General features: G+C 70.9%; 17 protein-coding genes. 4 read left to right on the forward strand and 13 right to left on the reverse strand.

Features of this window, described 5'->3' with window-relative positions; translation table 11 throughout:
• Position 1: 1 nt before the first annotated feature.
• Both LV457_RS14785 and LV457_RS14790 read right to left on the reverse strand, forming a co-directional pair.
• Positions 2-1,192 carry an SPFH domain-containing protein gene (locus LV457_RS14785; protein WP_232171960.1) on the reverse strand — a complete coding sequence of 397 codons (1,191 nt, stop codon included), beginning with the start codon at positions 1,190-1,192 and terminating at the stop codon, positions 2-4.
• A gap of 14 nt (positions 1,193-1,206) precedes the next feature.
• Positions 1,207-1,638 (reverse strand): NfeD family protein, encoded by a 432-nt coding sequence (locus LV457_RS14790; RefSeq protein ID WP_232171961.1) that lies wholly within the window; start codon positions 1,636-1,638, stop codon positions 1,207-1,209.
• A 58-nt stretch (positions 1,639-1,696) separates the two neighbouring features.
• Here LV457_RS14790 and LV457_RS14795 point away from each other — a divergent pair, with 58 nt between their 5' ends.
• Complete coding sequence (locus tag LV457_RS14795; RefSeq protein WP_232171962.1) at positions 1,697-2,572, forward strand: hypothetical protein; 876 nt, start codon at positions 1,697-1,699, stop codon at positions 2,570-2,572.
• Here the strand turns inward: LV457_RS14795 and LV457_RS14800 are convergent.
• The 9 genes from LV457_RS14800 to LV457_RS14840 all read right to left on the reverse strand — a co-directional run bounded on the left by LV457_RS14800 (position 2,538) and on the right by LV457_RS14840 (position 11,438).
• Positions 2,538-3,599: a ferrochelatase gene (locus LV457_RS14800; protein ID WP_308192204.1), complete on the reverse strand. Its 1,062-nt coding sequence runs from the start codon at positions 3,597-3,599 to the stop codon at positions 2,538-2,540. The two genes, LV457_RS14795 and LV457_RS14800, sit on opposite strands and share 35 nt — an antisense overlap.
• A complete protein-coding gene (inhA, locus tag LV457_RS14805; protein ID WP_232171963.1) occupies positions 3,599-4,405 on the reverse strand; it encodes an NADH-dependent enoyl-ACP reductase InhA in 807 nt (268 codons plus the stop codon). The genes LV457_RS14800 and inhA overlap by 1 nt, the downstream gene beginning before the upstream one ends.
• Positions 4,406-4,431: 26 nt before the next feature.
• Positions 4,432-5,187 carry a 3-oxoacyl-ACP reductase FabG1 gene (fabG1, locus tag LV457_RS14810; protein ID WP_232172132.1) on the reverse strand — a complete coding sequence of 252 codons (756 nt, stop codon included), beginning with the start codon at positions 5,185-5,187 and terminating at the stop codon, positions 4,432-4,434.
• A 74-nt stretch (positions 5,188-5,261) separates the two neighbouring features.
• Positions 5,262-6,269 carry a VWA domain-containing protein gene (locus LV457_RS14815; protein ID WP_232171964.1) on the reverse strand — a complete coding sequence of 336 codons (1,008 nt, stop codon included), beginning with the start codon at positions 6,267-6,269 and terminating at the stop codon, positions 5,262-5,264.
• 51 nt (positions 6,270-6,320) lie between these two features.
• Positions 6,321-7,229, reverse strand: a complete 909-nt coding sequence (locus LV457_RS14820) for a DUF58 domain-containing protein (protein WP_232172134.1) — start codon at positions 7,227-7,229, stop codon at positions 6,321-6,323.
• A gap of 62 nt (positions 7,230-7,291) precedes the next feature.
• Positions 7,292-8,440 (reverse strand): MoxR family ATPase, encoded by a 1,149-nt coding sequence (locus LV457_RS14825; protein WP_232171965.1) that lies wholly within the window; start codon positions 8,438-8,440, stop codon positions 7,292-7,294.
• A gap of 133 nt (positions 8,441-8,573) precedes the next feature.
• Positions 8,574-9,260, reverse strand: coding sequence for an NlpC/P60 family peptidoglycan endopeptidase RipB (gene ripB / locus LV457_RS14830; RefSeq protein WP_232171966.1), 687 nt, complete (start codon positions 9,258-9,260; stop codon positions 8,574-8,576).
• Between the two features lie 11 nt (positions 9,261-9,271).
• Entirely contained in the window at positions 9,272-10,696 is a 1,425-nt protein-coding gene (gene ripA / locus LV457_RS14835) for an NlpC/P60 family peptidoglycan endopeptidase RipA (RefSeq protein WP_232171967.1), read from the reverse strand.
• Between the two features lie 187 nt (positions 10,697-10,883).
• Positions 10,884-11,438 carry a DUF6676 family protein gene (locus LV457_RS14840; protein ID WP_232172136.1) on the reverse strand — a complete coding sequence of 185 codons (555 nt, stop codon included), beginning with the start codon at positions 11,436-11,438 and terminating at the stop codon, positions 10,884-10,886.
• Between the two features lie 173 nt (positions 11,439-11,611).
• Here LV457_RS14840 and LV457_RS14845 point away from each other — a divergent pair, with 173 nt between their 5' ends.
• Positions 11,612-14,476 carry an aconitate hydratase gene (locus LV457_RS14845; RefSeq protein WP_232171968.1) on the forward strand — a complete coding sequence of 955 codons (2,865 nt, stop codon included), beginning with the start codon at positions 11,612-11,614 and terminating at the stop codon, positions 14,474-14,476.
• Positions 14,477-14,486: 10 nt separating this feature from the next.
• A complete protein-coding gene (locus tag LV457_RS14850) occupies positions 14,487-15,071 on the forward strand; it encodes a TetR/AcrR family transcriptional regulator (protein ID WP_232171969.1) in 585 nt (194 codons plus the stop codon).
• On the opposite strand, the gene LV457_RS14855 is transcribed toward LV457_RS14850, so the two are convergent.
• Both LV457_RS14855 and LV457_RS14860 read right to left on the reverse strand, forming a co-directional pair.
• Positions 15,037-15,237: a helix-turn-helix domain-containing protein gene (locus LV457_RS14855; protein WP_232171970.1), complete on the reverse strand. Its 201-nt coding sequence runs from the start codon at positions 15,235-15,237 to the stop codon at positions 15,037-15,039. The two genes, LV457_RS14850 and LV457_RS14855, sit on opposite strands and share 35 nt — an antisense overlap.
• Before the next feature lie 97 nt (positions 15,238-15,334).
• On the reverse strand, positions 15,335-16,963 hold the full coding sequence (locus LV457_RS14860) for an ABC-F family ATP-binding cassette domain-containing protein (RefSeq protein ID WP_232171971.1): 1,629 nt from the start codon (positions 16,961-16,963) through the stop codon (positions 15,335-15,337).
• 244 nt (positions 16,964-17,207) lie between these two features.
• Between LV457_RS14860 and LV457_RS14865 the strand changes: the two genes are divergently transcribed.
• Positions 17,208-17,534 (forward strand): WXG100 family type VII secretion target, encoded by a 327-nt coding sequence (locus tag LV457_RS14865; protein WP_232171972.1) that lies wholly within the window; start codon positions 17,208-17,210, stop codon positions 17,532-17,534.

The raw sequence follows: 17,534 nt of genomic DNA on the forward strand, positions 1-17,534 counted from the left end.
CTCAGCTCCCGCCGTGCCGTCCCTGGGGTTCACCGGCGTGCTCCGCCGACTGACCCAGCGACGGCGGCGGGGTGCTGCTGTGGATCGGCGTGTCGACCGGCTTGCGGGCGTCGGCCTCGGCCTTGGCGACGGCCTCGGCGATCGCCGGATCGGTCTGCGTGGTGAACCAGTCGGCGACCTCGTCGTCGTCGCTGGCCGGCGGCGTGTCCTCGACGGGCGACGGCTGGTAGCGGAACACGCCGTCCTCCCCCGGCGCGCCGAGCAGCTTGGTGAAGCCTTGCAGCGCCGACCCGAAGTCGCTGGGCACCAGCCACACCTTGTTCGCCTCGCCGTTGGCGAGCTGCGGCAGCGTCTGCAGGTACTGGTAGGCCAGCAGCTCCGGCGTCGGGCGGCCGGCCTTGATCGCGGCGAACGTCTTCTCGATGGCCTTCGCCTGCCCTTGGGCTTGCAGGTAGGCCGCGGCCCGCTCGCCCTGAGCCCGCAGCATGCGCGATTGCCGGTCGGCCTCCGCGGCCAGGATCGCCGCCTGCTTGGCGCCCTCGGCGGCCAGGATCTGCGCCTGCTTCTGGCCTTCGGCCTGCTTGATCGCGGCCTCCCGGCTGCCCTCGGCGGTGAGGATCATCGCGCGCTTCTCGCGGTCGGCGCGCATCTGCTTTTCCATCGAGTCCTGGATGGACGGCGGCGGGTCGATGCTGCGCAGCTCGACGCGCGCCACCCGCAGCCCCCACCGGCCGGTCGCCTCGTCGAGCACCCCGCGTAGCGCCGTGTTGATCTGGTCGCGGGAGGTGAGGGTCTGCTCGAGCGTCATCCCGCCGACGAGGTTGCGCAGCGTGGTGGTGGCAAGCTGTTCGACGCCGACGATGTAGTTGCTGATCTGGTAGACCGCGGCCTGCGGGTTGGTCACCTGGAAGTACACGACCGTGTCGATCTGCACGGTCAGGTTGTCCTCGGTGATCACCGGCTGCGGCGGGAACGACACCACGCGCTCGCGCAGGTCGACCCGCGCCCGAATCCGGTCGATGAACGGCACCAGCAGCGTCAGCTGTCCGGACACTGTCTTGCTGTAGCGGCCCAGGCGTTCGATGACCGCGGCCTCGGCCTGCGGGATCAGGGCCACCGACTTGGCGACGACGATGATGGCGAAGACCACCAGCACCGCGACCACGATGAGCCCGGCGAGCGCGCCTTCCATGCGGGTCCTCCTGTCTAGGGAGCTTTCCAGACGACGGCCGTGGCGCCGTCGATGTGCAGCACGGTGACGTTGTCGCCGGCCTCGTAGACCTCGCTGTCGTCGTAGGGCCGCGCGGTCCAGGTCTCGCCGTCGAGTTTCACCTGGCCCTCGTGGCGACTCACCCGGTCGAGGACCAGCGCGGTCTTCCCCTCGAGCGCGGCGACTCCGCTGACGTGGCCTCCGGCCGGTGTCAGCCTGCGCCGCAGCGCCGGCCGGATCCCCACCAGCAGCAGCACCGACACGACGGCGAACACCACGCCGTCCACCCACACCGGGCCGTCGAAGAAGAAACCGCTGCCGGCCGCCGCGAGCGCGCCGCCGCCGAGCATCAGCAAGAACAGGTCGCCGGTCAGCACCTCCGCACCGATCAACGCCAGTGCGACGACGAGCCAGACGAGCGGCGCCATAGCCGAAAGCGTATCGCGCAGGCGGCCTGCGCCGGGCCGAACATCTAGACTGCGGACGATGTGGTGCCCCAGTGCGACGCTAGCGGTTTGGGCCAATTCCTGGCTCTCGGGTACGGCCGCGCCCGACGACGTCCTCGATGCCTTATCCCTGTGGGCACCAGCGCATTCGGTCACCGCCTACGACGCCGCCGCGGCAGCGCGCACCGGGCTGCCGTGGCCGGACGTGCACGACGGCGGTGCCATCGCACTGCTGCAGACCGTCCGCACCGCGGTCGGTCCCCGCAGCGCGACGCCGCCGGTGCTGGCCGTGGTGCTGCCGGTGCCCGGCGACGCGCGCGGGCTGCCGCCGGGCACGCAGTTCGCCCGCGACGCAATGGCGGCGGGCGAGGCGCTGCTGGTCGCCGATCCGGCGTCCGGTGAGGCCGTCGGGCTGGTGCCCGAGTTCGAGTACTCCGACTTCGAGCCGGACGATTTCGACGGCGAGGACGCCGGGGAGCCGCCCGAGGTGACGGCGCTGTCGTGGACCGTCTATTCGCTTCCCGTCACCCCGCCGCCGGTGCACCACGATCTCGGCGACGCGGAGTACGGGCTGCGCACCGCGGTGCGTTCGGCTGCGGAAACGCTTGCGGCGCTGCGGGCGTCGTCGGGCGGGGTGGACGTGGCCGATCCGCGCGGGCTGGTCGAGCAGGTGCTCGAGTCAGGCCGTCACCACCGCGCGCCCGACACCGCGCCCGACCGTGCGGTGCGGGTGCTCGACAACGCCGCCCGCGTCGACGCCATCGTCACGGTGAGTTCGGGGCTGATGCCGATCGGGCTGCCGTCGTCGTTCGACGCCGCGCTGGCCGGCGATGCGCTGCGGCCGCTCGCGGCGGTGGTGCGCTCGGCGCGGCTCGCCGCGGTCAGCGAGATCCTGCACTCGGCGTGGCGGGGCTGACCGCCACGCAGTGCGGCCCCTGACACCGCGCGCCGTTGACGCCGGCACCGCAGCCCGGCACCGGATCCGGACCGGACACCCGCGCCGGCGCGCGCCCGGATTCGAGCTCGTCGACCAGGTCGAGTGCCAGCCGCGCGAACCGGGGGTCGGCGTTGGGGGTGGTGGCCCGCACGAGCACGATGCCGGCCTCGTCGGCGACCTCGCGGGCTTCGTTGTCGAGGTCCCACACCACCTCGATGTGGTCGGCGACGAACCCGACGGGGCACAGCACCACCGCCGGCACGCCGCGGGCGGCCAGCGCCGAGACATGGTCGGCGACATCGGGTTCCAGCCACGGCACCTGCGGCGGACCGGAGCGGGACTGCCACACCTGGTCGTAGTCGGCGTAGCCCGCGGCCGCCGCCACCAGCCGTGACGCGTAGCCGACCTGGCGGCTGTAGAGCTTCGGGCCCAGCCGGTCGTCGGCGGCCACCGGCACCGAGTGCGCGGTGAACACCAGCCGGGCCGCCGGGCGCAACGCGGCGGGCAGTTCCTGCACCGCCGCCCGGATGCCGTCGGCGAACATCTCCACCAGCAGCGGGTGGTCGAAATAGTGCCGCAGCGTCACCAGTTCCGGCGCGCCGTCGCCGACCGCGGCCCGCGCCCGTGCGACGTCCTCGGCGTACTGCGTGCACCCCGAGTAGCCGCCCCACGCGGAGGTAATGAACACCGCGGCCCGCCGCACCCCGTCGGCGCGCATGGCGGCGACGGTGTCTTCGACGTAGGGCGCCCAGTTGCGATTGCCGAAGTACACCGGCAGCTCGCGGCCGCGGGCAGCGAGCTCGGTCTGGAGCTGCGCGATGAGCTCGCGGTTGATGCGGTTGATCGGCGACACACCGCCGAAGTGGTAGTAGTGCTCGGCCACCGCGGCCAGGCGCTCGGGCGGGATGCCGCGGCCGCGGGTGACGTTCTGCAGGAACGGCATGACCTCGTCGGGTCCCTCGGGCCCGCCGAAGGACAGCAGCAGCAGCCCGTCGAAGTGCTCCACTAGAGCAGCTGAGTGCTCGCGCCGCCGTCGGCGTACACGACGGTGCCGGTGGTGGCCGGCAGCCAGTCGGACAGCAACGCACAGACCGTCTTCGCGACCGGCGTCGGATCCTTCATGTTCCAGCCGAGCGGCGCGCGCTGATCCCAGCCCTGCTCCAGCAGCTGCATCTGCGCACCGGCCTCGTCACCGAGCGCGCCGCCGACGATCGCGCTCATTGCGAGCGTCCGGATCGGGCCCGCCGCAACGAGATTGGACCGCACTCCGGCCGGACCGGCCTCCCGCGCGACGAACCTGTTCACCGACTCCAGCGCACTCTTGGCGACCGTCATCCAGTTGTAGGCCGGCATCGCGCGCGTCGGGTCGAAATCCATGCCGACGATGCTGCCGCCGGGGTTCATGATCGGCAGCACCGCTTTGGCCAGCGACGCGTAAGAGTACGCCGAGATGTGGATGCCCTTGGCGACGTCCTCCCAGGGCGCGTCGAAGAACGGGTTGATGCCCATGCCGGTCTGCGGCATGAAACCGATGGAGTGCACGACGCCGTCGAGGCGGTTGCCGTCGCCGATCACCTCGGTGACCCGGTCGGCCAGCGTGGCCAGGTGCTCGTCGTTCTGCACGTCGAGCTCGAGCAGCGGCGGCTTGGCGGGCAGCCGGTCGAGGATGCGCTCGATCAGCCGCATGCGGTTGAAACCCGTACAGACGATCTCGGCCCCGGCCTCCTGGGCCACCTTGGCGATGTAGAACGCGATCGACGAGTCGGTGATGATCCCCGTGACGAGGATGCGCTTGCCTGCCAGAAGCGTCACAGTGAAGGTCCTTGTCTCTTCGGTCCTCAGTGGCCCATGCCCATGCCGCCGTCGACGGGGATGACCGCGCCGGCGATGTAACTCGCGTCCTCCGACGCCAGGAAGCTGACCACCCCCGCGACCTCCTCGGCGGTGCCGACCCGTTTTGCGGGGATGAAGTCCAGCGCACCGGCCTGGATCCGCTCGTCGAGCGCGCGGGTCATCTCGGTGTCGATGTAGCCGGGCGCCACCACGTTCGCGGTGACGCCGGCCTTGGAGAGCTCCCGGGAGATGGACCGGGCCATGCCGATCAGGCCGGCCTTCGACGCCGCATAGTTGGCCTGGTTGCCGATCCCCCACATGCCGGAGACCGAACCCACGTAGATGATCCGCCCGAACCGCTTGCGCTGCATGCTCCGCGAGGCGCGCTGGGTGACGCGGAACGCGCCGGTCAGGTTCGCGTCGATGACCTCGGTGAACCGCTCCTCGGTCATCCGCATGAGGAAGGCGTCCTTGGAGATGCCGGCGTTGGACACCAGCACCTCCACCGGCCCCTGGTGCTCCTCGACCTCGGTGAACGCACGGTGCACGGACTCGTTGTCGGTGACGTCGCAGACCACGCCGAAGAGGCCCTCGGGTGCGCCGGACCCCCGATGGGTGACGGCCACCCGGTGGCCGTCGGCGGCCAGCCGGCGGGCGATGGCCAGGCCGATGCCGCGGTTGCCGCCGGTCACCAGCACGGACCGGGACACGAAGGCGGGTCGGCCGCCGGGCTGCGCGTCGGCGTCGATCTGGGCCGCCATGGTCTCGGCCAGCGCTGCTTCGGTCATGGGAAGCAACCTAACCCGTCACCGCCACGCGGCCGAAATCGCCGGTGTCAGCCCGGCAGCCGGCGGTTGATCAGGAGTGCGGCCAGCGCCGAGAGCGCCAGCAGGAACGCCCCGAGCCGCACCCAGCCCTGGCTGGCGTCGCCCTGGATGGTCTCGTAACCGATCTGTTCCTGCAGCGTGGTGAACACCTCTTTGAGTTGTTCGAGACTGGAGGCCGTGAACGCGGATCCGCCCGACAGGTCGGCGATCCGCTTGAGCATCTCGTCGTCGACGGGCACCGGCTGGCGTTGGTCGTTGATCTCGACGTAGCCGTAGGGCGTACCGAACGACACCGTGGAGATCGGCACGTTCTGCTCGGCCGCGGTACGGGCGGCGGTGTAGGCGCCCTTGGGATTGTCCGGGTTGGACGGCACCGTCTCCTTGCCGTCGGACATCAGCACGATGCGCGCCGGCGGCGGCTCGTCGCCGCCGCCGATGACCGCACCGACGGTGGAGATGGCCTGCAGCGCCGTGAAGATCCCCTCGCCGGTGGCGGTCCGGTCGGCGAGCTCGAGGCGGTCGATCGCCGCCTTGCTGGCTTCGCGGTTGGTGGTCGGCGACACCAGCACGGTGGCGGTGCCGGCGTAGGAGATGAGGCCGAGGTTGATGCCGGGCGTGAGCTGATCGGCGAACTGCTTGGCGGCCTCCTTCGCCGCGTCGAGCCGGTTGGGCGCCACGTCGGTGGCCCGCATCGACTGGGACACGTCGATCACGAGCATCACCACGGCGCGGTTGCGCGGGATCCGGATGTCGTTGGTGGGGCCGGCCATCGCGACGGTCAGCACCACCAGCGAGGTGATCAGCAGCGCGGCCGGCAGGTGCCGCCACCGGTTGGGCCGCTGCGGCGCAACGCTTTCCAGGAGCTCCATGTTCGCGAACCGCAGCACGCGGCGCTTTCGCGCGAGCTGCATGACGACGTAGAGCGCGACGAGCGCGAGGACGACGACGAGGAACAGCAGGAACCACGCGTGTTCGAAGCCCGTCAGGCTCATCGGCCCGAGCAGCGGCACGTTCATATCAGGAGCTCGATTCGCAAGGACGTCGGGTGCTGGGGTCGGCAGGCACGGCTACCGGCCCGCCAGGGCGCCGCGGCGGCGCGACGCGACGAACCGCACGATGTCGGCGATCCAGTCCCGGTCGGTCCGTAGCGTCATCAGCGGGGCGCCGCAGCGCCGCAGCGTGCGGGCCACCTCGTCGCGGTGCGCCGCGGCGGCCTTGGCGAAGTCGTTGCGCAGCTGCGCGTCGATGGTGAACTCGCGGGTCACGCCGGTCTCGGCGTCCTGCAGCACCACGTCGCCCACGTCGGGCAGTTCGACGTCGCGGGGGTCGAGCACCTCGATGCCCAGCACCTCGTGCCGGGCCGCCACCGCCCGCAGCGGTCGCATCCAGGTGATGGGTCCGAGGAAGTCGCTGATGATCACCGCCATGCCGCGGCGGCGTTCCGGGCGGCGCAGCGCGTCGATCGCGGCGGCGAGGTCGCCGCGCACGCCCAGCGGCGCCCGCGGGCTGGTCGCGATGGCGCGCAGCATGCTCTGCTCGTGCATGCGGCCCGACCGCGCCGGCACCCGGATGATGTTCTCGCCGTTGGCGATCACGGCGCCGATGCGGTTGCCACCACCGCTGTTGAGGAAGGTGATGGCCGCCGCGGCGGCCACCGCGAGGTCGCGCTTCTCGCAGTTGGTGGTGCCGAAGTCGAGGCTGGCCGACATGTCGACGACGAGCCACGTCTCGAGTTCGCGGTCGGCGATCATCTCGCGGACGTGCGGCGTGGTGGTGCGGGCGGTGACCGACCAATCCATGCGGCGCACATCGTCGCCGGGCTGGTAGACCCGCGACTCGCCCGGCTCCGACCCGGGACCCGGGATCAGCCCCAGGTGGTTGCCGTGCAGCACGCCGTCCAGCCGGCGGCGGATGGTGAGCTCGAGCGTCCGCAGCGCGGCCGTGAGCTTCGGGTCACCGATCTGGCCGCGCTGCATCGACGGCAGCCCGGCGTTCGGCACGGCCGGATCGGCTCCCGAACTGGGCACCGACGCCGTACTCACCGACCGCCCGGTGCGGCACCGGCGGGCACCGCCGAGGACATCGGCTGACCCTGCTGCGGCACGGCGTTCACCTGCGGCAGGGCGACGGTCTGCAGCACCCGGTTCACCACGGTGTCCGGCGAGATGTCGTCGGCGAGCGCGTCGTAGGTGAGCACCAGCCGGTGGCGCAGCACGTCCGGGATGACCTCCAGCACGTCCTGCGGCACCACGTAGTCGCGGCCGCGCACCAGCGCCAGCGCGCGCGCTGCCGCGATCGTGCCCAGCGAGGCGCGCGGCGACGCCCCGTAGGCGATCCAGTTCTTGACGTCGGGCATGCCGAACTGCTCGGGCCGGCGCGTCGCGGTGATCACGCGGACGACGTAGTCGACGAGCGCGTGGTGCACGAAGTTGTTCGCGGCCAGTTCCTGCAGTCGCAGCAGGTCGCCCGTGGCGAGGATCTGCTTGGGCTCCGGCGGGGTGACCCCCATCCGGTAGATGATCTCGCGCTCCTCCTCCGGCGTCGGGTAGTCGACGTTGATCTTGAACAGGAAGCGGTCGCGCTGCGCCTCGGGCAGCGGATACACGCCCTCGTTCTCGATCGGGTTCTGCGTGGCCATGACCAGGAACGGCTTGGGCATCGGGTAGGTCCTGCCGCCGATGGAGAGCTTGCGCTCGGCCATCACCTCGAGCAGCGCCGACTGCACCTTCGCCGGTGCGCGGTTGATCTCGTCGGCGAGCAGGAAGTTGGCCACCACCGGGCCGAGCTCGGTGTCGAACTCCTCCTTGCCCTGCCGGTAGATCCGGGTGCCGATGATGTCGGTGGGCACCAGGTCGGGGGTGAACTGGATGCGGGAGAACGTGCCGCCGACCACGCGGGCGAACGTCTCGACCGCCAGTGTCTTCGCGACGCCGGGAACGCCTTCGAGCAGCACGTGACCCTTGGCGAGCAACCCCACGAGGATGCGCTCGATGAGCTGGTCCTGGCCGACGATGATCCGCTTGACCTCGAAGATCGCCCGTTCCAGCGTCTGCACCTCGCCGCCCAGGCCGCCGCCCTCGCCGTCCGGGCGGCTACCGGCTCCCGCCGCGGGATAGCCGGGCACCTGGCCTCCGCCCGGACCCGGATACCCTCCGGCGCCCTGCGGCGGCCCACTCGGTGACGTCATGAAGGTCCTCCCACGGCTTGCGGCGTTGATGTGCGTTCGCGCTGGGCGGCCGGAGCACACCCGTCGTCAACTATTCCAGGCCCGCCGGGTTCCGTCGACGGCGCTGCCGTTCGCCCACGTCGGGCGCGGGCGCTCAGGTCTCGATGATGCGCGCGAGGAACGGCTGCAGGCCCGACGTGCGCAGCGGGCTCACGGTCACCTTGCCGGCGCTGCCCGACGCCTCCAGCATCTTGCCGCCGCCGAGGTAGATCGCCACGTGCTGGCTGCCGCCGGGACCCCAGAACAGCAGGTCGCCCCGCTTGGCCTGCGACTGCGGCACCTTGCGGCCGGTGTTGTACTGGTCGCCGGAGTACTTGGGGATGAGCACGCCGACGCCGGCGAACGCGAACTGGGTGAGGCCCGAGCAGTCGAACCCGACGGTGTCGGCACCGGAGTCGATGCCGCGGCTGGGACCGGTCGGTTTGCCGCCACCCCACGAGTACGGCACGCCGAGCTGCGTCCCGCCGCGGCGGATCACGTACTCGATGGCCTGCGGCCCGCGCACGCGGCCCGGCGCGACGCTCGCCGGGGCCGCCGCGTCGCCGCCGAGGCCGAGGCTGCCCAGGAACTTGCGGCCGAGGTCCATCGTCGCCTGGGTCGCCTGCGCGCTGGCCGCCAGCGAGGCGTTGGCGATCGCCAGCGGATCGCCGGGCGCCCCGGCGCTGACCACCTTCGGCAGCGTCGGATCCCAGCCGGCGTCCGGTTCGGCGGCCGCCGGGGTGGCCAGCGCCACCGCGACCAGCGCGGGGGCGAGCAGGGCGAGGAGCAGTCGGCGCGTCATGGATCCTTCGGTCAGTACTCGATGTAGCGCACGACGTAGGGCGTCATGCCGCTGGTCCGCACCGGCGACACCTTGACGGTCGACCCGGTGTAGGGGGCTTCCAGCATCTGGCCGTTGCCGAGGTAGATGGTCACGTGCTGGCTGCCGCCGGGGCCGTAGAAGATGACGTCGCCGCGGCGCATCTGCGACGACGGGATCTTGCGGCCCATCTCGTACTGCGAACCCGAGTAGTGCGGCAGCTTGATGCCGACGCCGGCGAACGCGTACAGCACCAGGCCGGAGCAGTCGAATCCGACCGTGCCGGCGCCCGAGTCGATGCCGCGGCTCGGGCCGGCTGCGTTGCCACCGCCCCACGAGTACGGCACGCCCATCTGCGACATGCCGCGGCGGATCACGTACTCCGCCGCCTGGCGGCCGTAGACGCGCGGGATCCGGCCGCCGTTGGTGATCCCGGTGTCGGCCGGCTTGAGGAGCCCCACGCTGCGCAGGAAGTTGCGGCCGAGGTCGGAGGTGACCTGGGCGGACGTGGCGGAGATGCCGAGCACCGCGTTGACGATCGCGATCGGATCGCCGCTGACGAACGCGCTCGGGACCTGCGGCAGCGTCGGATCCCAGGCCGTGTCCCAGTTCTGCGCGCGTCCTGCCGATGCCGGCGCGGCGTCCCAGTCGGCTCCGCGCGCCGGGGCTTTCGGTGCGGCCGGCGCCGTGGTCGCGGCCGCCGCAGCCGCGGTGACGGTGGCGGGCTTGGCGCGGGCGGCGTCGAGGCGCGCCTGGGCGTCGGCCCGTTCGGCGCTGAGCTTGTCGAGTTCGGTGCGCTGCGCGCCGAAGGTCTGCTGAGCGTCGCGCAGCGCGGCCACCGCGTCGTCCATGCGGTGCTGGGCGGCGGCGGTGGCCTCGTCGGCCTGCTGCTGCGCGGCGCGGGCCCGCGACTCGCGGTCGGCCTGCTCGGTGCGGGCCGCCTTGAGGTCGGCCAGCACCTGCCGGCCCGCGCTCGCCGCCGCCTCGCCCGCGCTGGCCGAGGCCAGCACCTCGTCGGGCGTGCCCCCGGCCAGCAGCGGCATGGTGGGGCCGCCCCGGTACATCGCCCCGGCGAACGCGTCGAGGCGGTGCTGGGCGTCGGCGATCGCGGTGTCGGCGTCGGCGACGGCCCGCCGGCTCGCCGCCACCTCGGCGCGGGCGGCGTCCGCGCGGTCGCGGGCCGTCTGCACCTCGGCGATCGCCTTATTGACGCTCTCCTGCTTCTGCTGCACCTGCGCGCCGAGGTCTTCGAGCCGCTGATCGGCGTCGGCGACGGCGGCGATGAGCGAGGCGACGTCACCGGGCGGCGCGGCCGGCGCCGGTTCCGCGGCGGCCAGCCCCGGGGTACCGAGGACGAGGGTGAGGCTGACCGCCGCCGCGCAACCCCGCGCGCGGCGGCTGAAACTGCTGAGCCCCATGGGCTTCGTCTCCTACGACGTCCGTGCCGACAATCGGCGTGAGCCAAGACGCCTCAGCAGTCACAGAAGACACGGTGCTACCAGCGGCGCCAATCGCACCGTACGTCACTTATTTCACTGAGAGCACTTAGGTAACAAACTACAAATCTGTAATTGCGAAAGCTGTTACCGGATGGTGATCGAGGAGTCAGTCCGCGTCGGCCGGCGCGGGGTCGGGGCGCCCGGCGGCCACCGCTCGCGCCCGCCGCTGCAGCCAGCGCGTGCCCGCCACGGCGCCCGCCACCAGCACCACCAGCGCGATCGTCCACGCCGTCCACGGGAACTGCGGAGAGGTGATCTCGCCGACGAAGTTCTGCGCGCTCTGCACCGGGTTGCCGGTTTTCGCGACGTCCTGTCCCGCCTCGAGCGTCGACCGGTCGAACGTCGAGGAGTAGGTGCCCACATACGACGGGCTGAGCACGAGCACGGTGGCATCCGGATAGGCGCTGCCGACCTCGGTCGCGATGTCGCGCAACGGTTCGTCACGCGGCGGGTTGCTGGCGAGCACCACGATCTTGAGGTCCACGCCCCGGGCGGCCGCGTCGGCGACCACCTGCCGCAGCGCCCCGACGTCGGCGCCGGGCGCGGCCACCGCGTCGTCGGCGACGTCGGCCACCACCGCGTCGACACACGCGTCGGGGTTCGCCGGATCGAGGCCGACGGTGGTGCACAGTTCGGCGGGGATGAACATCGGCGCCGGCATGGTCGTCACGGCGAAAACCGTACCGCTGCACCCGAGCCCCGGGTGTTCCCGACCCGCCAGCGGGTACCCCGCTACCGGGCGCCGCCCCTACGCTCACAGTACGGACGTACTGTTAGGCTCGAAGTGTCGCCGACACAGCCCGTCGGCGCAACCGTGGAGATCGGGAGTTGATTGTGGCCAGTAAAGCTTCGGCGAATTCCTCTGTTAACTCGTTCGATGCGCGCGACACGCTCAAGGTCGGCGAAACCGAGTACGAGATCTACCGGCTGGACAAGGTGCCCGGCACCGAGAACCTGCCCTACAGCCTCAAGGTGCTGGCGGAGAACCTGCTGCGCAACGAGGACGGCGCGAACATCACCAAGCAGCACATCGAGGCCATCGCCCAGTGGGACGCCGACGCCGAACCGAGCGTCGAGATCCAGTTCACCCCGGCGCGCGTGATCATGCAGGACTTCACCGGCGTCCCGTGCATCGTGGACCTCGCGACCATGCGCGAGGCGGTCGGTGAACTCGGCGGCGATCCGCAGCAGGTGAACCCGCTGGCGCCGGCCGACCTCGTCATCGACCACTCGGTGATCGCCGACCTGTTCGGCCGCGAGGACGCCTTCGAGCGCAACGTCGAGATCGAATACCAGCGCAACGGCGAGCGCTACCAATTTCTGCGCTGGGGGCAGGGCGCATTCGACGACTTCAAGGTCGTCCCGCCGGGCACCGGCATCGTTCACCAGGTGAACATCGAGTACCTGGCGGCGGTGGTCATGAACCGGGACGGGATCGCCTACCCGGACACCTGTGTGGGCACCGACTCCCACACCACCATGGAGAACGGCCTGGGCGTGCTCGGATGGGGCGTCGGCGGCATCGAGGCCGAGGCCGCCATGCTGGGGCAGCCGGTGTCGATGCTCATCCCCCGGGTGGTCGGCTTCAAGCTCACCGGCGAGCGCCGCCCCGGCGTCACGGCCACCGACGTGGTACTCACCGTGACCGAGATGCTGCGCGAGCACGGCGTCGTCGGGAAGTTCGTCGAGTTCTACGGCGACGGCGTGGCCGAGGTCCCGCTGGCCAACCGCGCGACGCTGGGCAACATGAGCCCCGAGTTCGGCTCCACCGCCGCGATCTTCCCGATCGACGACGAGACCATCAGCTACCTGCGCTTCACCGGGCGCAGCGACGAGCAGCTGGCGCTGGTCGAGACGTACGCCAAGGAACAGGGGCTGTGGCACGACCCGCAGCGCGAACCGAAGTTCTCCGAATACCTCGAACTCGACCTGTCCGACGTCGTGCCGTCGATCGCCGGCCCGAAGCGCCCGCAGGACCGCATCCCGCTCGACACGGCGAAGGACCAGTTCCGCAAGGACATCCTCAACTACGTGGGCGGCGGAAAGCAGGAGGAGAAGGCGAACGAGAAGCCGCAGGACAAGTCGCGCGTCGACGAGGCCGTCGACGAGACCTTCCCCGGGAGCGATCCGGCGACCATCTCCTTCGCCGACGACGGCTCGGGCGACGACCCGGACAAGGGCACCACGGCGCGCGCCGGCGGCTCGGACGGCCGCCCCTCGAACCCGGTCACCGTCACCTCCGACGAGCGCGGCAGGTTCGAGATCGACCACGGGGCGGTGGTGATCGCGGCGATCACCTCGTGCACCAACACCTCCAACCCCGAGGTGATGCTCGGCGCGGCGCTGCTGGCGAAGAACGCCGTCGACAAGGGCCTGAACACCAAGCCGTGGGTGAAGACCACCATGGCGCCGGGCTCGCAGGTGGTCACCGACTACTACCACCAGGCCGGCCTGTGGCCCTATCTGGAGAAGCTCGGCTTCTACCTGGTCGGCTACGGCTGCACCACCTGCATCGGCAACTCGGGTCCGTTGCCCGACGAGATCAGCAAAGCCGTCAACGACAACGACCTGGCCGTCACGGCCGTGCTGAGCGGCAACCGCAACTTCGAGGGCCGGATCAACCCGGACGTCAAGATGAACTACCTGGCGTCGCCGCCGCTGGTCATCGCCTACGCGCTGGCCGGCACCATGGACTTCGACTTCGACAGCGACCCGCTGGGCACCGACTCCGACGGCAACGACGTCTACCTGAAAGACATCTGGCCGTCGCAGCAGGACATCAACGACACCATCGCCAACTCGATCAGCCAGGAGATGTTCACCAAGAACTACGCCGACGTCTTCAAGGGCGACGAGCGGTGGCAGAACCTGCCGACGCCCAGCGGCGACACGTTCGAGTGGGATCCGGAGTCGACCTACGTGCGCAAGCCGCCGTACTTCGACGGCATGCCGCGCGATCCGGAGCCGGTGTCCGACATCTCCGGGGCGCGCGTGCTGGCGCTGCTCGGTGATTCGGTGACCACCGACCACATCTCCCCCGCGGGGAGCATCAAGCCCGGCACGCCGGCCGCGCAGTACCTCGAGGAGCACGGCGTCGAGCAGAAGGACTTCAACTCCTACGGCTCGCGTCGCGGCAACCACGAGGTGATGATCCGCGGCACGTTCGCCAACATCCGGCTGCGGAACCAGCTGCTGGACGACGTGTCGGGCGGCTACACCCGCGACTTCACCAAGGGCGGCGAGCAGGCGTTCATCTACGACGCCGCGCAGCACTACGCCGAGCAGGGCATTCCGCTGGTGGTGCTCGGCGGCAAGGAGTACGGCTCCGGTTCGTCGCGCGACTGGGCGGCCAAGGGCACGCGGCTGCTGGGGGTGCGTGCGGTGATCGCCGAGTCGTTCGAGCGCATCCACCGGTCGAACCTCATCGGCATGGGCGTCATCCCGCTGCAGTTCCCCGAGGGCGAGTCGGCGTCGAGCCTCGGCCTGGACGGCACCGAGACGTTCGACATCACGGGCATCGAGGCGCTGAACGGCCAGGGGGAGCGTCCGAAGACGGTGCACGTGAAGGCCACCAAGGAGGGTGGCGACCCGGTGGAGTTCGACGCCGTGGTGCGCATCGACACGCCGGGCGAGGCCGACTACTACCGCAACGGCGGCATCCTGCAGTACGTGCTGCGCAACATGCTGCGCTCGACCTAGCGGACGGATCATGCCCCGGGTCAGTGACGACCACCTGGCGGCACGCCGCCGCCAGATACTCGACGGCGCACGTCGCTGTTTCGCCGAATTCGGCTACGACAAGGCGACGGTGCGCCGGCTCGAGCAGTCGGTCGGGCTGTCCCGGGGCGCGATCTTTCACCACTTCCGCGACAAGGACACGCTGTTCTTCGAACTGGCACGCGAAGACGCCGAGCGGATGGCCGACGTGGCCGCCCGCGAGGGACTCATCCAGGTGATGCGCGAGATGCTGGCGGCGCCCGAGCAGTTCGACTGGCTCGCGACCCGGCTGGAGATCGCCCGCAAGCTCCGCAACGATCCGGAGTTCAACCGCGGCTGGTCGGAGCGCTCAGCGGAGCTGTCCGCGGCCACCTCGGCGCGGCTGCACCGGCAGAAGCAAGCCGGCCGACTCCGCGACGACGTGCCGAGCGAGGTGCTGCAGACCTATCTCGATCTGGTGCTCGACGGCCTGGTGGCGCGGCTGGCGTCCGGCGACGACCCGGGCCGGTTGTCGGCCGTCCTCGACCTCGTCGAAGCGTCGGTCAGACAGCCGACATCGGCCGACGACGGTGGTTAGGCCCGCCGCGGCTTCGCATCGGCGTGCCCGATTCCCGCAACATGCTGTGGATCGAGCCGTAGGACCACCCCGTCGCCGCCATCAGGCTTCGGATGCTGGCACCGCTCTCGTATCGGCTGCGCAGCTCCTGCAGTAGTTCCCTACGCCCCGGATCGGTCTTCCGCATCGAGTTCCTCCCCTACCGAATCGTCGGTTCCCCCGTGGTTGGCAGGGTAGGGAGCGGTGCTCGCCGACACGCCGCTTTCGCCGAGAATTCCGGCGGGTCAGGCGAGTTCGATGAGATCGCGGTAGTCCTGCGACCAGAAGTCCTCGGTGCCGTCGGGAAGCAGCACGACGCGCTGCGGGTCGAGCGCCTCGGCCGCGCCGGGGTCGTGCGTCACCAGCACCACGGCACCCTGGTAGCTGCGGAGCGCATCGAGCACCTGCTCTCGCGACGCCGGGTCGAGGTTGTTGGTCGGCTCGTCGAGCAGCAACACGTTGGCAGTTGACGCCACCAGTCCGGCCAGCGCAAGCCGGGTCTTCTCACCGCCGGACAGCGTGCCGGCGGGCTGGTCGAGCTGCGGGCCGCTGAACATGAACGCGCCCAGCAGTCCGCGCAGGTCCTGCTCGCCGGTGTCGGGCGCGGCGTGGCGGATGTTCTCCCACACGGTGGCGCCGCCGTCGATCGTGTCGTGTTCCTGCGCGAAGTAGCCGAGCTTGAGCCCGTGTCCCGGTTCGATGACCCCGGCGTCGGCGGATTCGGCGCCCGCCAGGATGCGCAGCAGCGTGGTCTTGCCCGCGCCGTTGAGGCCGAGGATGACGACGCGGGAGCCGCGGTCGATCGCCAGGTCGACGCCGGTGAACACCTCCAGCGAGCCGTAGGTCTTCGTGAGGCCCTTGGCGACCAGCGGCGTGCGCCCGCACGGCGCCGGCGTCGGGAACTTGATCCGCGCCACCTTGTCGGCAACCCGCTCTTCGTCGAGGCCGGCCATCATCCGGTCGGCCCGCCGCAGCATGTTCTGCGCCGCGACCGCCTTCGTCGCCTTGGCGCCCATCTTCGCGGCCTGCGTGCGCAGGGCGGTGGCCTTGCGTTCGGCGTTGGCCCGCTCGCGGCGGCGGCGCTGCTCGTCGGTGGCGCGGGCGTCGAGGTACTTCTGCCAGGTCATGTTGTAGATGTCGACCTCGCCGCGCACGGCGTCGAGGAACCACACCCGGTTGACCACGTCCGCGAGCAGTCCGACGTCGTGGCTGATGATCACCAAGCCACCGGTGTGCGATTTGAGGAAGTCGCGCAGCCAGCTGATCGAGTCGGCGTCGAGGTGGTTGGTGGGCTCGTCGAGTAACAGTGTTGTCGCCGAACCCGAGCCGCTGTCGGATGCGGCGAACAGGATGCGCGCCAGCTCGACCCGGCGCCGCTGACCTCCTGACAGCGTGCGCAGCTGCTGCGTCAGCACCCGCTCCGGCAACCCGAGGCTCGCGCAGATCCGGCCGGCCTCGCTCTCGGCGGCGTATCCCCCGAGCGCGGCGAATCGCTCCTCCAACTGCCCGTAGCGCCGGACCGCTTTGTCGCGCTCGGCGTCGTCGGCGACCTCGGCCATCCGCGCCTGCTGCTTCTCCAGATCGGACAGCAGGGTGTCGAGCCCGCGTGCCGACAGCACCCGATCGCGCGCCAGCACGTCGAGGTCGCCCTCGCGGGGGTCCTGGGGAAGATAGCCGACCTCGCCGGTGCGGACGATCTCCCCCGCGTACGGCTCGCCCACGCCCGCGAGGATGCGCATCGTCGTGGTCTTGCCGGCGCCGTTTCGGCCGACCAGGCCGATGCGGTCACCGGGCTGTACGCGCAGCGCCGAGCCCTCGGCGGACAGCAATGTGCGCGCGCCGGCGCGGACCTCCAGGTCCGTTGCGGTGATCACGACGCACGCTCCTGCTCGCTGGGTGTCGAAGGGTGAAAGTGGGCGCCCGCGGGATGTGGTCGACGACGAGCTGCCCGCGGCGTGCTGTCCCGCCTCCCAGGCTAGCGGCGTTCAGTCCATCCCACGATGTGCGTTTGGTCAAACCCGCCACCCGAGGTGAGCAGCTGAAGTCGTGCACGCCGAACCCACGCTGCGGTTCTAGGCTCGAGGCCGAATCAACTCCCCACTCGCCGAAGGGAACGCGGTGAACACGATTCGGGTCGTCCCACCGGAGTTGCAAGCCTCCGCCCGCCGGGTGACGGATCACGCCGAGGAGTTGGCGGCCCGGCTCGCCGCCAGCACCGGGCGAATCGCCGAAGCCCACACCGGTGTGCCCACGATCGCTGCCACCGCGCTGTCCACGGCCCTCGCCAAGTGGCAGCGGGACACCACCGCCCTCGACACCCGGCTGGCCGCGCACGCGCAGGCCCTCGGCGACGCCGCCACCACCTTCGGGCACCGCGAGACGTCCAACGCCGGTGCTGTCCAGCGCGTGGCGGGACGCGCCGGCGACACCGCTGTCGAGCGGTAG

The organism is Mycobacterium sp. MYCO198283 (genome assembly GCF_021213805.1).
GTDB lineage: Bacteria > Actinomycetota > Actinomycetes > Mycobacteriales > Mycobacteriaceae > Mycobacterium.

Bases quoted from the DNA above. Each gene is read 5' to 3' on its own strand.
- LV457_RS14785 (WP_232171960.1), bottom strand. From the start codon at position 1,192: ATGGAAGGCGCGCTCGCCGGGCTCATCGTGGTCGCGGTGCTGGTGGTC.
- LV457_RS14790 (WP_232171961.1), bottom strand. From the start codon at position 1,638: ATGGCGCCGCTCGTCTGGCTCGTCGTCGCACTGGCGTTGATCGGTGCG.
- LV457_RS14795 (WP_232171962.1), top strand. From the start codon at position 1,697: ATGTGGTGCCCCAGTGCGACGCTAGCGGTTTGGGCCAATTCCTGGCTC.
- fabG1 (WP_232172132.1), bottom strand. From the start codon at position 5,187: ATGGCGGCCCAGATCGACGCCGACGCGCAGCCCGGCGGCCGACCCGCC.
- LV457_RS14815 (WP_232171964.1), bottom strand. From the start codon at position 6,269: ATGAACGTGCCGCTGCTCGGGCCGATGAGCCTGACGGGCTTCGAACAC.
- LV457_RS14820 (WP_232172134.1), bottom strand. From the start codon at position 7,229: ATGCAGCGCGGCCAGATCGGTGACCCGAAGCTCACGGCCGCGCTGCGG.
- LV457_RS14825 (WP_232171965.1), bottom strand. From the start codon at position 8,440: ATGACGTCACCGAGTGGGCCGCCGCAGGGCGCCGGAGGGTATCCGGGT.
- ripB (WP_232171966.1), bottom strand. From the start codon at position 9,260: ATGACGCGCCGACTGCTCCTCGCCCTGCTCGCCCCCGCGCTGGTCGCG.
- ripA (WP_232171967.1), bottom strand. From the start codon at position 10,696: ATGGGGCTCAGCAGTTTCAGCCGCCGCGCGCGGGGTTGCGCGGCGGCG.
- LV457_RS14840 (WP_232172136.1), bottom strand. From the start codon at position 11,438: ATGCCGGCGCCGATGTTCATCCCCGCCGAACTGTGCACCACCGTCGGC.
- LV457_RS14850 (WP_232171969.1), top strand. From the start codon at position 14,487: ATGCCCCGGGTCAGTGACGACCACCTGGCGGCACGCCGCCGCCAGATA.
- LV457_RS14855 (WP_232171970.1), bottom strand. From the start codon at position 15,237: ATGCGGAAGACCGATCCGGGGCGTAGGGAACTACTGCAGGAGCTGCGC.